General features: G+C 42.3%; 8 protein-coding genes and 1 pseudogene. 4 read left to right on the forward strand and 5 right to left on the reverse strand.

Going from position 1 to position 15,145, the window contains the following annotated elements:
- Positions 1 to 954 precede the first annotated feature (954 nt).
- The 3 genes and pseudogenes from MA_RS12205 to MA_RS12215 all read right to left on the reverse strand — a co-directional run bounded on the left by MA_RS12205 (position 955) and on the right by MA_RS12215 (position 4,210).
- Positions 955 to 1,299 carry a hypothetical protein gene (locus tag MA_RS12205; protein WP_011022330.1) on the reverse strand — a complete coding sequence of 115 codons (345 nt, stop codon included), beginning with the start codon at positions 1,297 to 1,299 and terminating at the stop codon, positions 955 to 957.
- Positions 1,300 to 2,607: 1,308 nt separating this feature from the next.
- Positions 2,608 to 2,934 (reverse strand): hypothetical protein, encoded by a 327-nt coding sequence (locus tag MA_RS12210; RefSeq protein WP_048065377.1) that lies wholly within the window; start codon positions 2,932 to 2,934, stop codon positions 2,608 to 2,610.
- Positions 2,935 to 3,443: 509 nt separating this feature from the next.
- Positions 3,444 to 4,210: pseudogene (locus tag MA_RS12215) on the reverse strand (IS5 family transposase).
- A 493-nt stretch (positions 4,211 to 4,703) separates the two neighbouring features.
- Between MA_RS12215 and MA_RS12225 the strand changes: the two are divergent.
- The 4 genes from MA_RS12225 (at position 4,704) to MA_RS12240 (ending at position 9,588) form a co-directional block, all read left to right on the forward strand.
- The gene (locus tag MA_RS12225) at positions 4,704 to 6,542 is read left to right on the forward strand and encodes an ATP-dependent helicase (RefSeq protein ID WP_011022332.1); all 1,839 of its coding nucleotides are present in this window, start codon (positions 4,704 to 4,706) and stop codon (positions 6,540 to 6,542) included.
- Positions 6,543 to 6,547: 5 nt separating this feature from the next.
- Entirely contained in the window at positions 6,548 to 8,011 is a 1,464-nt protein-coding gene (locus MA_RS29425; RefSeq protein WP_011022333.1) for a RecB family exonuclease, read from the forward strand.
- 198 nt (positions 8,012 to 8,209) lie between these two features.
- Entirely contained in the window at positions 8,210 to 8,953 is a 744-nt protein-coding gene (locus MA_RS12235) for a hypothetical protein (protein WP_157860209.1), read from the forward strand.
- 2 nt (positions 8,954 to 8,955) lie between these two features.
- On the forward strand, positions 8,956 to 9,588 hold the full coding sequence (locus MA_RS12240; protein ID WP_011022335.1) for a hypothetical protein: 633 nt from the start codon (positions 8,956 to 8,958) through the stop codon (positions 9,586 to 9,588).
- Between the two features lie 245 nt (positions 9,589 to 9,833).
- Here MA_RS12240 and MA_RS12245 read toward each other — a convergent pair whose 3' ends face one another.
- Together MA_RS12245 and MA_RS12250 are read right to left on the reverse strand one after the other, a co-directional pair.
- Positions 9,834 to 13,709, reverse strand: a complete 3,876-nt coding sequence (locus MA_RS12245) for an AAA family ATPase (RefSeq protein ID WP_048065380.1) — start codon at positions 13,707 to 13,709, stop codon at positions 9,834 to 9,836.
- Positions 13,699 to 15,012 carry a metallophosphoesterase family protein gene (locus MA_RS12250; protein ID WP_048065381.1) on the reverse strand — a complete coding sequence of 438 codons (1,314 nt, stop codon included), beginning with the start codon at positions 15,010 to 15,012 and terminating at the stop codon, positions 13,699 to 13,701. The genes MA_RS12245 and MA_RS12250 overlap by 11 nt, the downstream gene beginning before the upstream one ends.
- Positions 15,013 to 15,145: the final 133 nt, after the last annotated feature.

Below are 15,145 nucleotides of genomic sequence, written 5' to 3' on the forward strand. Positions count from 1 at the left end.
GTTCCAATCACCAATGGGATACAGTTTTTGAGAACTGTTACGAAAATGGAGGCAATTTATCATGATTCCTCACTTAACCGAAGACGCATGAAGTCATTTTTGATTAAATGCTGTTTTACATACTTCTTATGAGGTAGCTTTCTACCAAATTTATCCCACAAATAACTCTTTAGTTACATGTAGTGATATATAGAATACCTTCAAAAGACATATATAACTCCATGGTTGTAAGTAAATATAGGTCAGATCCGTGACCTCTAAGCAAATTTTAGAACAAACTGGCTTGGTAAAATTAGAGATCTAAAGCGCGAAAACATGAATCTTCGAATATACCATCTTTCCAGGCTGCAGGTATCACTTCCCTGCAGCTTAGAAGATCTATTTTTATGTCTTACAGTAGAATTTTGATTTTAATATACTCCGCAGGTAAACTTTTAAAAACAGCTTGCAGGAATTATCATGTACAATAATAGTAAGATGATATCAAATGCAGGATCGCAAGAAAAGAAAAAGGTTATCTTTCTGTGCACTCACAACTCAGCCAGGCCCCAGATGGCGGAGGGTCTTTTAAGGGCTATTTATGGAGATCTGCCCTTGTGAACATTTTCATGGCGGTTTATACTATCATATCCGCGAGTTCCTACTAACATGGAATGAACCGATTAGTGGAAAAACTGAGAGTTTCACGGGAAGAAAGTGCTCAGATACATATGTATCGATGTATGGAATCGGTAGAAAAATAATCGAAGCATTGTGAAATGAACCGGAAAATGAAATAGATTGGTCGTGGAAGGGTATGTTTTAGTGAATCCAGCCCAATCCGATTCATGCAGTATGTAATAACATAATGTAAACCTAATACAATTAGCAGAACAAAAACATGGTAAATGGATTTGAAATTACAGTTATTCCTTCATGTATACAAAAATTGATAAGGTCTATTCAGGACTAAAATTATTCAATTTTTGTTAGTTTATATTTTATAGGCTTCTCAACAATTTCCAACTTTGCCACTTTAACTTCATTCTTGTCAATCCATTCATGAAGATAATTCATTCCTTTCTTTTTATCATTATCATAAGCTGTTCGTAAATGCCTACATTTAGAAAAAAAGGAATTGGGCAAATGAGAATAATAGGTATTTCCATCAATTTCAATTTCTATATCTCTACTATTTTCATCGAAAAAACGATTTACATCTTTTCCGATTTCGACCTGATACCTTTTATTTGGACCGTGCCAGCTTGTCCCACATTCACGAAACATTCTAATCCCCCTATTTTTAATCATCTCATTCAATTAATTACCATTGGTCATCGGTTAAGGAATTTTCTTGCCTGAAGGATATCGATTTTGCACCAAAAGTCCTTAAATTTTGTCCTTTTTACATGAAATCGATACCCAGTTCCAACTCCCGATGGGATACAGTTTTTGAGAACTGTTACGAAAATGGAGGCAATTTATCATGATTCCTCACTTAACCGAAGACGCATGAATTAATTACTAATTGTTATGACTGACCATTAAGAAATAAACCAAAAAATAGTAACAATTCTTCAGGCAAAACTCAACTATTTTATTTATTCGTTCAAGTTAAATGATTTGATCATCTTAAATCTAGGACAACATGGAAAATTTTCTCCTATACAATATTTAGATTTATCTTCATCAGTTGGTTCAAAATTGCAGGGTTTAGCTTCACATCTATATGTTTCAGTGTTTCCTGTGCCAGTTTTATTTAAAAAGTTACATTGCATAATGTCACCTAATAAGATTGTAAGATATCTATATAATTTGCTAATAAATAAGTCTTTTTGCAATTAATTATTTTCCTTCAAAGTAAGTTATTTATTTTTCAAACTTTTCTTTTATACTGCAGACTACTCTCTTTCAGTACAACTTTCCTGAAGATCTGGAGAAAGACTTGAAAGAACAGATTAAGTCTTAAGTTCTTCCTTGTTAGGTTCCAGGTAATTGTAAAAAATGATAAGGTGGTTAAGCCTCTGGCTCCGTTTACTAAAGATTATCAGAAGATAGTTTATGAGTCATTTATTGATTATGAAACAGGAGAAGTTAAGGAAGGATCAGTGTACAGGGACTGAATGAAGACGTATTTTAAGATCACGGGATTCGCCAGATCGCAAAAGAGAAGAGAAGTACAAGGAAAAGGCTCAAAACAGGTTGTTTTCGATTAAATAGTGTTCTGCACCTTGATTATGAAGGGGCTCCTATACAGGTCTACCTTAAAGAGTACTCTTTAGTATGGACTGTTACTATTTAGAATATTTGCGAAAACTATATATGATTCCGTATATAGTAAGTATTGGTTAGACCTTTGACTGCTTTACTATGAAAATGAATTAAGCGACTTAGTGCAGTTATATGTCTGAATGTGAAAACAAGCCTCAGTTCTCAACCACACAAGCTCTTCTAGGTTGCAGGTATGAATTCCTGTAGCCTGGATTCTTTTTTAATGCTTTTCCTTCACTTACGGCGAACTGGACAGCCCGAGAAAAAATGTTGTCGAGCTATTGAATAAGGTGAAGCATTAAAATAAGAAGTTGTAAATTGATTGAATCCAGAAAAAAGGATAGTAAATAAATTCAATCAATACTCTTTTTTATTAGTTACGCAATGCCTCGATATGAACATGTTAATTGCTTTTCTCACAGCTCCCCTCAAACTGCCGTGGTTTCCAGCAGTAGCCAGGAGACAGATATTCTCAGTCAACTCTTCGAATTCTGATTTTTCGAACATACTCCACTTATCAAGAAGTTTTTTTAGTTCGGATGATGCCGGGGTGCCACCATACAAACAGTGATGAACGTCGTCGTGTAGATCAAGAAGCAGTTTAATCGATTCGTTTGCGCTCAATTCATCACCGAGAGATTCCAGTCGATCCATGTTATCATCACTTACAAGTATCGGTTTCATTCACTGGCCTCCATTTTTACCCAACAAGGCGTCACTTTCTCTGGGTACTCTGTTTCGATGTGCTCTTCTGGTTTCTGGTATCGTGTCGAATTTTATCCGCAGTAGGAAAAAAGAATGTTCTCATGATATTTCGACGGCATACTTCCATATTTGCAAGCCATCGGTTAGTTTTCCTCCCAAAACTTCATGAAGTCCTGTTCCATTTCGTGACACGGATTATCAGTTTCATTCTGCATTCGCCAACCTCGTTGCGTTGTCCATACATTCGCACTCTATTTTCTTTTTTACACTTTCTGATCTAATCGATATCTGATCTATTTAAATGTATGTGTAGAAAATCAGTATATGCATAGATAACGCTATTATATATGTATATTTTTCTTATTTCTACATTTTGTTGGAATTTATGTTGGAGTGGAAACAAAGGGGTAGATCCTTGACAAAATATTAAGATTCATTGAATGGGGGTCAAATTAGATTGGTATCGGATTGATACATGGACTTGAAAACTATCCGAAAAGTCCTGCTGCTCTGAATGTTATCCATGCACATGCGAAATGAAGCATAGTAAGGTAATTCTCAATTTTCTTTTCCCATCTTATAAGGGGTCTTCTGAATCTGTTTATCCATGAATGTGTCCTTTCCACAACCATCCTCTTGCCCTAAAACCTTGTATCTGTATTCTTATGTTTTCCTCTCCACGATTTTTGATATGGCAGTATACCCATATTCTTTAACCAATTCTCTGATATCAGGAAAATCGTATCCCTTATCCATACATATATTCTGAATCACATCATCTTGAGACGGTCTTTCAAAAATAATGGTGTCTAAAGTTTCTTTTACAAGCTTTTTACTGTGACAATTCGCTCCATCAACCGTTACTGAAAGTGGTATACCTTTACCATCTGTTTAAATGCTCCTTTTTGTACCTTTTTTGCCATGATCAGTTAGATTAGCTCCTGTTCCAGTTCCCCCTAATGGTGTTTTTGTCATAGCGCCATCAATTGTTAGCCATTCCCACCCTAATCCGTTTTTACTATCGTACTCCCGTAGACCAGCTCGCCACATTTTTTCAAACTCCATAAAACCGGGGCAAAGATTTCCACTGGCAACCAGTACGAAGGAGATTAAAAATGTCACTCAGTATTATCTTTTCATCTTTTCGAGGTCTTCCTACCTTCTTTTTCGGTTTAGGAAGAGGTAATAATGGTTTGAGTTTACTCCAGAAGTCCTCAGAAATCTCATAGTCATGTACCGTTTTTCGTTTTGTCAATACCACATATTACCCTGAATCGGAATCAAAATACTTTTCGGATAGGCTCTAAATCCTAGTACCTTTGTAGCTACAATAAAAAAGGCGAATCCTATTACAAATGAGTTAGACTGTTCTTCATTAATCTTTATATTATTCTGTACAAATGAGTTAGACTGTTCTTCATTAATCTTTATATTATTCTGGCAATGCCGCAAGGCTCGCTTCTAAAGGACCTATTTCTATTTCTTGTTATCCTAAGAATTTAATTTCATATACACCTTAGAAACTGAAAATTTGAAACTCTCATAAGTCTCAATATTTTTCATGAATATATATAAAATACTGGTCAAAATAAATAAAAAGAAAAACTCTAATAAACTATGTGATCTGACTGAATTTGGCGGTTAAAAATCCTGAATAAGCAGGCATTTTTCTTCGAAAAGAGCCTATTTTTTATGGATGTTTCGCTTTCTGGCACGCAAAATAAAGTAAACTGTCTTAGGGTATTTCCATGTTAGAAGAACTCCTCACAACCCTCACTTCCAGGCAAAGAGATGCAGTTAAACATGTTTCAGGCCCCCTGTTGATTCTTGCAGGGGCAGGTACAGGTAAGACCACAACAATCACTGGTAAAATTGCTTGCATGATCAAAGTACGTGGAATTAAGCCGGAAAAAATTCTTGCCCTTACTTTCTCAAGGGAAGCTGCCAGAAATATGGAAAAGAAAATTTCTGAACTTCTGGGGCAGGGGACCAATGTAAAGGTGAGTACTTTTCACTCTTTCTGTGCCGAATTGATAAGAGATAATTCTGAAAAGTGCGGGGTCTCGGAGCAATTTACTATTTTTGAGGAAATCGATACAGCTATCCTGATTTATAAGGAACTGGGAATAACTTCGAGAAATGCTACTTTATATTCCAGCACAATCGCAAAGGCAAAAGACCTGAACATTTCTATTGATAAATTCAACGATTATCTTAAAACAAAAAAGGAATCGCTACTTATTTTTGCTGAAGAAAGTATATTTGAGCAATTCTATACCGAGTGTAAGATCAACCTGAACACGTTTCATTTAAAGGACAAAACGCAGCAAAAAACCCTGAAAGATGAAAAGAAAAAATGGCAGGAATTTATTGGACTTTATGATGAATACCGTAAATATACTGATTTCATCCACGCCTGGGAAACCTATGAAGAGAGAAAGAAAACCCTAAATTGCCTTGATTACGGGGACCTTAACAGGATTGCCCTTGATTTCCTTAACACCTATGGCACGGCAGAGTTGAATGATACCTATACCCACATTATTGTTGACGAGTTTCAGGACACAAATTACGTGCAGTTCGAACTTATCAAGCACCTGACTGCAGGAGAGCAAAATATTACAGTGGTTGCGGATGCAAACCAGAGCATCTATGCCTTTCGGGGAGCCTACTCAAACAATATTGAGGAATTCAAAAAGCAGTTCGGGATTTCAGAAAAAGACGTTTTATCCCTTGATACGAGTTTCAGGTCAACAAATAAGATCTTAAGGGTTGCTCACAGGCTGATTTCACATAACTATCCTGAAGATCGAAAAAGCGAGTGTCTCCTCCTCAAAAACTGCGATGCCAACGAGGGCAAAAATGTAGTCGTCCAGGAAACAAAGGATGAGGGGGAAGAGGCAAGAAAAATTGCCGAACAGATCGAATCCTATATCAAAAAGGGCATTCCCCTGAAAGAAATTGCAGTCCTTTACCGGACCCATACCCAGGGAAGACAGATCCGGCAGGTTCTACAGCGGCGCGAAATCCCCGTGCTTGTGAAAGATGATGCGGATTATCTGAAACAGCCCGAAATCAAGACCGTACTTTCCTATCTCTATGTACTGAATAACCTCAATGACCCCACTCCCAGAGGAACCGAGGCATGGTGGCGGCTTTTTCATTACAATAACAGTCTCGAAGACAGTGATTCCGTTCGGATAGGAGAGTACGTTAAGAAAAACAAAATTTCTTTTCAGGAAGCCATCTACCACCGTCTTGACAAGATAGGGTTAAGTGAAAACGGGTGCATTACCGTTAAAAATGTAAAGAAAACAATCATGGTCCTCAGTGAGAAAAAAGTGCTGGACGTATCCGAGCTCCTGCTTGAGATTTACGAGCTTAGCGGAATTGTAAGGCATCTTTCCCGGCTGGATACCATGAAAACCAGGGAAGCTTTCTTGAACCTCCGAAACCTGCACGAAATGGCAAAGCATTTTGAGCAGTTTCATAACAGGGAGCTTTTTGGCTTCATCGATTACCTTGAGGTTCTTGACGAGATGGGCGGCAACCCGCACCTGCAAGGATCACGGAAGAAGATGCGGTAAGCCTGATGAGCATCCACGCAGCAAAAGGACTCGAATTCAGAGTTGTTTTTGTAACCAATATGGCAAAGGATAAGTTCCCTCTTTTAAGGGGTGGGCAAGATTTTCTGATTCCGCTGGAAATGATGGAACAGTACCGTGACCTTTTCTCAGCGAAGTTAAGTGAAGCAGAGCTTGAGAAGGCAATAAAGGAGCGGAAAAAAGAAATCAGATTCGAAGAAGAACGCAGGCTCTGTTACGTGGCCTTTACGAGGGCAAAAGAAGACCTCATACTTACGCGTTCTCAGGAATATGGCGGCAAAGAGCGGGAACCATCCGAGTTTTTAATGGAAATCGGATACGACCACTGGAGAGACCTGGATATTGCTGCAGAAGGGGGTACAGCCGGCAGTGTGGAAAAAGAGTTCATCTTTGATGAGCTGAACCTGTCTTATCGCAGGGATCTTGAGGTTAAGACTGCCGGCCTTGTAAAGGACAACGAACTTGAGCGGGAGAAAAATCGGTGTATACAACTGCTTATTGAATCCCTCGATAAGGACCTTGAGGAAGCCGTACACTACCTGATGGTATACAGAGCCCTCAGGGATGGAGACTGCGGAAATTATCTCAAGGAAATTCAGCAAAAATGGAGCCTGATAGACCCTGCTATGAAAGCAGGAGAGATCCTATCAAAAATGAAGACCAAAAGTAATGGATTAAGGTTTAATCCGGAAACCTTTAGTTTCAGCTTTTCCGCTTTGAAGGTATATGAAACCTGTCCGAAACAGTATGAATTGCAAGAAATCCTGCGCATGCCAAGCCGGAAGAACGCAGACTCCACAGGCGCCATGACAAAGGGGAGTTTCGTACATAAGGTACTTGAAACCGCAGTTAAAGAAAGGGTTGCAGAAAAGCGGGCACTATATGAGATAGCTGAAACTCTTCATAAAAAGCCCGAATGGATGTATGCAGATCTTGAATCTACCCTTCCTCTTTTTGAAGTATTCTGGCTCCGAAACAAAGACCGGATTTCGAATAATCTCATGGTTGAGAAGTGGTTTTCAGTCATTATAGACGGCTTCGTTTTCAAGGGTATTATTGATAGAATTGATTTGCTTGACCCCTCCAAAAAAGAGGTTGAGATCATCGATTACAAGACCGGGAAGTATGATGTGAATCCAGAAGACCGTTCAAGGCAGCTCCTGCTCTACGCAAAAGGTTTTGAACACATGTATCCCGGATACACGGCGAAAAAGCTTACATTTGACATGCTGGCTATGGAAAAACCCAGGAGTTTTGAGCTGCAGGAGAACGGAGAGTACAGAGGTACTGAAGGCAGAGTAAGTCCACTTGATAGAGAAGCAATAGATTCTATGCTGGTGACTGCACGAAGGATTGCTTATGATTATGAGCATGAGTTTGAAAAGACCGCGGATCTGGAAGTCTGCAAGGAATGCGAGTTCAGACTATACTGTGATGGAGTAGATCTATGAAAGATATTGGAAGCTGGAGCCGGTAGAATGACTTTTTCCGAAATACACAGTAAGCTGACAACTGTAGATTCAGAGGACTTGCTTACATCCGATATTTTCGGGTGTTGCTCTTTTTTAAACTACAATGATCTCCTTGAGCATGTTTTAAGGGAATCTGTGCATTTCAATTCTAAGGATAATCTCTGTATTCCTAAAACTGTGATTTCGGAAGAATATCTCTTCTGGCCCAGGTTTCGTACAGGAAGATCTCAAACGGAACCTGACGTATTGATAATGCTCAGACACCCGGGAAACCAATGTACACTTGTTTTAATCGAAGCAAAATTCAATTCTGATAAGTCCTCTGAGGCTGATTACACATCAGAAGATGTGACTGACCAGCTGGCCAGGGAGCTAATGATTATTGAGAATCAGGGAGTATGTGGCCAGAGTCTTTCCCTGGAGGGGTTTGAGATCGCGTCAAAAGCTCTCATCTACGTAACCGCACATGATGTTATCCCTGAAAAGGCGCTTGAAGCTTCTTCTTTTGAATTTTTTGAGAAGACAAGATGTCTCGAGAATGCAAGTTATGAAGATGCATCTGAACTTCCCCTCTACTGGTTGCCCTGGTGGAAGATTGAACAACTCATATCTAGAAACAACTTTTTTAGTGCTGAAGAAACCGCAAAAGACAGGATTATAAAACATGTCCAGGAAGTGTTGAGGGTAAAGAAGCTCTGCAGGTTTTATGGATTGAATCCCTTAAACTTCAACTCAATTGCATATTCCTATTCATCTACAGTTAAAGCTCGGTTCGAATCTGATAGGTATGCAAAGTCTTACACTTTTGATACAATGTTTCCTAAAATCCCATTCCGATATCAAATTTCTGGAAAAGAAAGGAGCTACAATTTCGGACTGGTAATTCCTAAAATCTGTTCCAATTATCAACTGGAGGAATAAATATGAACAGCTCGGAATTTTCTGAAAAGCTGGATCAATCTTTTATAAATATTACTTCTTTTTTTCAGGAGGTTGCATCCCTTTTGAGGGATTGTGACCGCCTCATGGGAGAAGAAGGGTACACGACTTTCAATGGGAATACAGCTGTATATGAACAGAGTAGATCGGTACTTAATCCAGAAGCTTGGTTTCCGGCATATCTTAGTAGGGCTTATGTATCTGAAGAAGAGGCAGAGGAAAGATCCTTTAATCGTGTCCAATTCATAAGTTTGTATCTCAGATACGGGGAAGGAGGTTGCCATGATGTTAAAATGATAGGCAATATCCCACTTCTCGTAGCTGGAATAATAATCCCAGCGAATCCTAAATCATTCAGATTTGAAGGCTGGCTAACAAAAAGGTGGTTCTGGGTTGAAGAATCTGAGAAAATTAATGCTTTGAGTGGAGATATTCCGAAAATCAGAGTTTTCGATGTCAAAAAAGGAGAGTACAACAACTCAAAGTCAATAAAAACATTTGCATATCCGCTTGAACAGGTTCAGGGAACAGCTGATTTGAAAAGTAAAATAATTGAAAAGCTGCTAGAAACTACAGAAAACAATCCGGATACAGACGATCCTGAAATTCTGGCGTAATGCATAATTCGTGAAATGAGGAAGGAGCTTTTTTCTTCTTCCTTCCCAATGCTGATTATTTTGAAAATGCTGAATCGTATTCTTCTTGAAGTTCTTTGTCAAATAAAAAATATAGTATTCAGGAGCCTGGGAAGATTCCGGTTCCTTTGTGAAATATTTCCACCGTAATTTATGCAAAGCATTTTTGTTTCAATTATTCTTGTCCAACTCTTTTTCGCGTAATTCTCTTACCTTTAACTTTCTCATTACACCGCATCAAGGTCTACAACCCGAGCTTCCGGGAACCTTCCTGCAAGCATCTCTACGGTTTCGGGATGGCAGGTGAAATAAAAGAGCTGGTTGCCCGGGACAAGGTCCTTTATGGCTTCACAGGTGCTTTTGCAGCGTTCGGGGTCGAAGTTCACCAGCACGTCATCAAATACGATGGGAAGGGATTCCGAGTGCCTCCCGAATTCCCTGATAAAGCCGAAACGCAGGGAGAGATAAAGCTGTTCGGCTGTTCCCCGGCTGAGTTCCTGGACGGTCTTCTGGCGGCCTTCCCGGTCTTCAACGTAGATTTCGGAAGAGTTAAGCGGGGAATAAATCCGCGTGTACCTGCCTGCGGTAATTTTTGTGAAAAAAGTCTGAGCTTCCACAATAACTGCAGGCTGCCTCTCCTTTTCATAGACTTCAATGGCTTTGGCAAGGACTTTCCGGGCCAGGACCAGGGATGCCCATTTCCTTGACTTTTCGTGAAGGTCTTCAAGCAGGCTTTCTTGCATTACCCTTGCCAGGGAACCTTCACTTCCGTGTTCGAGCTGTTCTATCTGGTTTCCTATCGCTCCGCGTCTGTCCAGGTTCTCGGAGGTCTCCTGTTCAAGGGTTTCCAGGCATTCCTCCAGCTTGCGGTTTTCTTCTTCCAGGCCCAGGGGATCGGAGGCTTGCAGTTCTTCTACGAAAAGCTCATACTTTTTCCCGTCACCGGAAACCCTCCTTATCTGCTGTTCAGCTTCCCTCACCCTGTTTTCGAGCTCAGTTCGCTGAGCCCAGTGCCGTGCATTTTCACGGAACTCATCTTCCGTTGCTGCGGAACCGGACTCAAGAAGGTCTGCAAGCTCTTTTTCAGCTGCTTCAGACTTTTCCCGGGCTGCCTGAAGTTCTATCTCGAGTTCTTTTGATCTTGTTTTCAGCTGCTGCAGGCTCCTTGCCTCCTCGGATGCTTCTTCAAGGTCCGAACGGAGCTTTTCAACCTGGGTATCGAAAGAAAGTCCGGAAAACGGACGTTCGCATTCCTGCAGGACTCCGGCCACCTTTGCTTCATAGGCTTCTATCGAAGTTTTGCCGGAAGCTATCAGTTCCTCAAGGTTCCGGATCGCCCGCTGCCTGTCAAAACATCTTCCGATTATCGAAAATATTTCAAGCACGCTTTCCACGGAAAGCGAGGGATCAAGCCCGTAAGTTCCAAGCCAGCTGGTCCACTTTTCGGAAAGAGCATCCCTTTGCGTTCTTTCCTCAAGGAGCCGGGCTTCGAGATCTTCTTTTTTGTGCTCAAGGCTTTCGGATTCAAGTTCAAGAGTCCTCATTCTTTCAGCCTGGTTAAATGCAAAACTTACGTCCTCCCTGAGCTTTTCTATTTCACCGTCGAGTTTGATTCCCGAAACAGATCTTTCGCAGGCTTCCAGAACGCTAAGGGCTTCTTCTTCGTACTTTTTAACAGTAGCTTCCCTGAACTTTACCTGTTTTTCCAGTTCTTTGACATTTTTTTGCTTTTCCAGGCAGGCTTTGATCGCGGAAAGGAGGTCAAGCACATGCTCGGGAGAAAGTTCCGGGTCGAGTCCTGAAGAAAGAAGCCATTCTTTCCATTCCTGGCGAACCTCTTCCTGTCCATCTTCTCCGGTTTTCAGCTTACCTTCAAGTTCCTTGTAAGCTGCATCTAACTTATCCAGCTTCTTCCGGAGCTTGTCCTTTCCCTGGCGCAGTTCCCCGGCAGCTTTCAAATCAAGCAGAACCCTCTGCAGTTCATCGGCTTTCTGCTCCCGTATCGAGGGCTCGGGGATGTCTTCAAACCCACACTTTTTTGCCCGGGTTTTCATGTCTTCTTTCAGGGCGGCAATCTCTCCGGACAGATTTTCCTTTGATTCCTGAGCTTTCTGTTTCCGGGCTTCGGTTCCTTTCAGGTGCTTCTCGCCGGCAGGAGGACTTGACGGCTGACTTGAGGGCTTTTTCCTAGCTTTCAGGAAGTATATGGCAGAAGTAGCAAAAAGGAGGAAAAATATGCCAAGTCCGGGGAGCAGGGCGTCGTTTATGTACTCGTAAGCTAGGCCTATACTGCCTGCAAGCAGGAGCATTCCTGCAGGCCAGAGGGGAAGCCCTTCCTCATGTTCGGTTTCCCGGGACCTGAAGGCTGCAAAAAGCATCTCTTCCTTTTCCAGGTCTTTTTCCAGGTTTTTGAGTTCGCTTTCCTTTTCCCTGAGGAGAGGCTGCTTCACCCTGAGGTAGCTTACAGCTTCAAGCCCCTGCTTTACCTCTTCAGGGTCGGGAAGCCTTGAGTATGCCACGAGTTTCTCTTCCAGGGCTTCGATTTCCCCACGGACTTCTTCGAGTTCCCCAAGGGCAAGTTCGAGCCTGTCGCGGTACCTTTCGATTGTTTTTTCAGCTTCTTCCATTTCCCTTCGCTTTCCGAGCACGGTTTCCTTTGAAGGGGTTGAACGCTTGAAACGGGAAAGGGTGTTTTCGTCCCAGCCCTCTCCAAGCCCTGAAAGGGTTTTCTCCAGTTCGGCTTTTCTGGCCTGGACTTCCCGGGTTTCGGAAAGGAGGGAGTCCTTATCAGCCCGGTATTTCTCGATTCCGTTTCCAAGTTCGATTACCTGGTCCCTGTGCACCAGCAGGCTTTCTTCAAAGACGTCTTTTTCCTGAAGGACCCGCTCGATGCCGGTGAGGACCTGATTGAGCTCGTTTTGAGTCTCCTTTATTTTAGCCTCAATTTCTTCTACTGCCTTTCTCATCTTGATGACGGTTTCCTTTGCAGGGATGGAACGATCAAAGCGGTCCAGAGCCTCTTCATCCCAGTCCGGTCCAAGTTCCAGGAGGAGATCGGAAAGCCCGGCTTCTTCCTGCTTGAGATTTGCTTCCAGGGTAGGGAGCGTTTTTACTTCGAACCTGTACTTCCCAAGCCCGCTTTCCAGTTCCAGCACCGCATCTTTCTGTCCGAGCAGGCTTTCGTCCAGAGAAAGGCTCCGTTCGTTAACGGCATTTATATCCAGTTCCTGCTCCAGCCGCGAAACGTTCTCCTTTATTCCCTCAATTTTTTCCAGGAGCCTTTCAAGCTTTTCTTCCCCTTTTTCAGGGAAACTCTCAAGCCCGGGCAAAGTTCCAAGGTCAGTTTTTGACTCCTGCAGGGCTCTCCAGTCTTCCCAGACGGAAAGCAGGTTCTGGATGTGGTTTAATTTTTTCCTTATATTCTGGGACTTCTCTTTTAACTGATCAATTTCCAGGTTTCTCTGTTCCAGTTCGAAATGAAGGGTATCGTATTTTTTCTGGGACTCTTCAAATTCGGCAATTTCTTCACTGTTCTTCCTGATTTTCCTTAGTAGCTCATTAATAAGGGGTTTACTGCCCCTGGGTTTATACAGGTCGCTTTCCATGTTGTTGATGGACTTCACAAGTTCCGGAATGGAAACTCCGACCCCTGTGCCTGCACTGTAGAGTTTGCTGTTGATGCTCTGGTCGTTCAGGGTCTCAAAACTCTGCAGCTCTTCAAGGCCAAAAGCATAGATGTTTTCAAAAATGTTCCTGTCTGCATGGCCCAGGAGTTTAAGAAGTTCAGTTTTGCTCCCGGTATTCCCATCGGGAAGCACGACTTTTACATCGTCTTTTCGGCTTGTGTTCCTCTCTATGACCCAGCGCTCCCCTTCGGAATCGATTACAACAAGTCTTCCCCCATGCTGCCCTCCTTCAAGTGGGGGATAGAGGTTGCACCTTGTGTTGGGAATGCCAAAAAACATCCTCCGGATAAAAGTGAATAATGTTGATTTTCCTGCCTCATTTGCTCCTGTTAATATGACCAGGCCGGAAGGCAGGTTTTCCACCGACAGCCTGGAAAACTTGCCAAATCCGTCGATATGAATGGCATCAATTTTCATGGTCTTCCTCCGTGAGCAGGGCGTCAAGCAGGATGTTTTCAGCGCACTGGAGCAGGGACTTCATCTCTTCATCATCAATTTTGCAGATCTGTTTTCCCCCACTACCGGGTTTAAAGAGAGGGGCAAGGACTGCATGAAACTCGTCTAGGGCCTCTTCATCGGTCTTCAAGCCCTCCACGATTTTAACCAGGTCTCCCACAAAGTCCTCCCTTTTCAAAAGCAATTCTCTTTCTATTGGAAAGAGTGTTTCATTTTCAATGCGTTCTACCCAGGTGAACTGCCGGCTCCGGATTTCGTCTTCCCTGAGCGTATGGAGGAGGTCTTCAAGAAAACCCTCTTCCCTGAGAGTGAGGTGCAAAGGTCCTCTTCCGCTGAGAACCAGCCTGCAAATCGCAGACCTTCCCCCTGAATTTTCCCTGATCTCGTCAAGCTGGCTTTGAAGGTTTTCTACCAGTTCCCCTTCTTTTTCCAGGCCTTCTATGGAAATTTCCCTGATATGCCAGCGGACAGAGTCGGTCTCGACGAATTTTGTAGAAATAGCCCCTCCGGAAGAAACGTTCACAAGACAGCACCCCCTGGCTCCGGTTTCACCGGGATGCCTTCCCTGCGGGTTTCCGGGATATATCACAACAGGAGCTTCCTTGCAAACCACGGAAGGAGTATGGATGTGTCCAAGAGCCCAGTAATCGTAGCCAGGCTCCCTGAGATCCTGCAGGGTACAGGGTGCGTAAGGGTCATGCTCAGGATAACTTCCCACGCTGCAGTGGAGAAGCCCTATGGTAAACGGCCAGTGATCTTCTTTTTTCGGGAAGTCTTGCACAAGGTTTTTCATGATGTGCCGGGTCGGGTAGCTCATTCCAACAACAAAGGCAGCCGTTTCTCCTTCTTTTTTGAATTCCACAACTTCGGCTTTATCTCCCCTCATGGTGTGCACGTTTGCGGGCCACTTCAGGCTTGCCGACCATCCGTCAAGAGGATCATGGTTCCCATGGCAGATAAAAATCTGAATTCCGGCGGTTTCAAGCTTTCGGAGTCCCTCTATAAACCTGACCTGGGCATAGAGGTTCTTGTCGGCACTATCATACACGTCCCCAGCAATGAGCAGGAAATCAACTTCTTCTTCCATACATAGCTCAATAATAGCTTCATAAGCCTGAAAAGTAGCTTTTGCAAGCCTTTCTCCCAGCTCTTGATCAATCCCGGAAATTCCTACAAATGGACTGTCAAGGTGCAAATCAGCCGCATGGACAAAACTCAAAGTCCCATTCCTATCAGTATCAGCCGACAGTTCTCTTTTTTTCATTGGAGGTACCCCTAACATACATACAAAATTTATACCTCCAGCTGTATATTTTAAAACAAATTAAATATTTTGGTTTGAAGGTTTTGAAAGCAGATATTTAAAATTAATAATCAATTTTACAACTATTTTATAA

It is taken from the genome of Methanosarcina acetivorans C2A, assembly GCF_000007345.1.
GTDB lineage: Archaea > Halobacteriota > Methanosarcinia > Methanosarcinales > Methanosarcinaceae > Methanosarcina > Methanosarcina acetivorans.

Excerpts from the sequence above, each read along its gene's own strand:
- MA_RS12245 (WP_048065380.1), bottom strand. The coding sequence starts at position 13,709 with ATGAAAATTGATGCCATTCATATCGACGGATTTGGCAAGTTTTCCAGG.
- MA_RS12210 (WP_048065377.1), bottom strand. The coding sequence starts at position 2,934 with ATGAAACCGATACTTGTAAGTGATGATAACATGGATCGACTGGAATCT.
- MA_RS12225 (WP_011022332.1), top strand. The coding sequence starts at position 4,704 with ATGTTAGAAGAACTCCTCACAACCCTCACTTCCAGGCAAAGAGATGCA.
- MA_RS12250 (WP_048065381.1), bottom strand. The coding sequence starts at position 15,012 with ATGAAAAAAAGAGAACTGTCGGCTGATACTGATAGGAATGGGACTTTG.
- MA_RS29425 (WP_011022333.1), top strand. The coding sequence starts at position 6,548 with ATGAGCATCCACGCAGCAAAAGGACTCGAATTCAGAGTTGTTTTTGTA.
- MA_RS12240 (WP_011022335.1), top strand. The coding sequence starts at position 8,956 with ATGAACAGCTCGGAATTTTCTGAAAAGCTGGATCAATCTTTTATAAAT.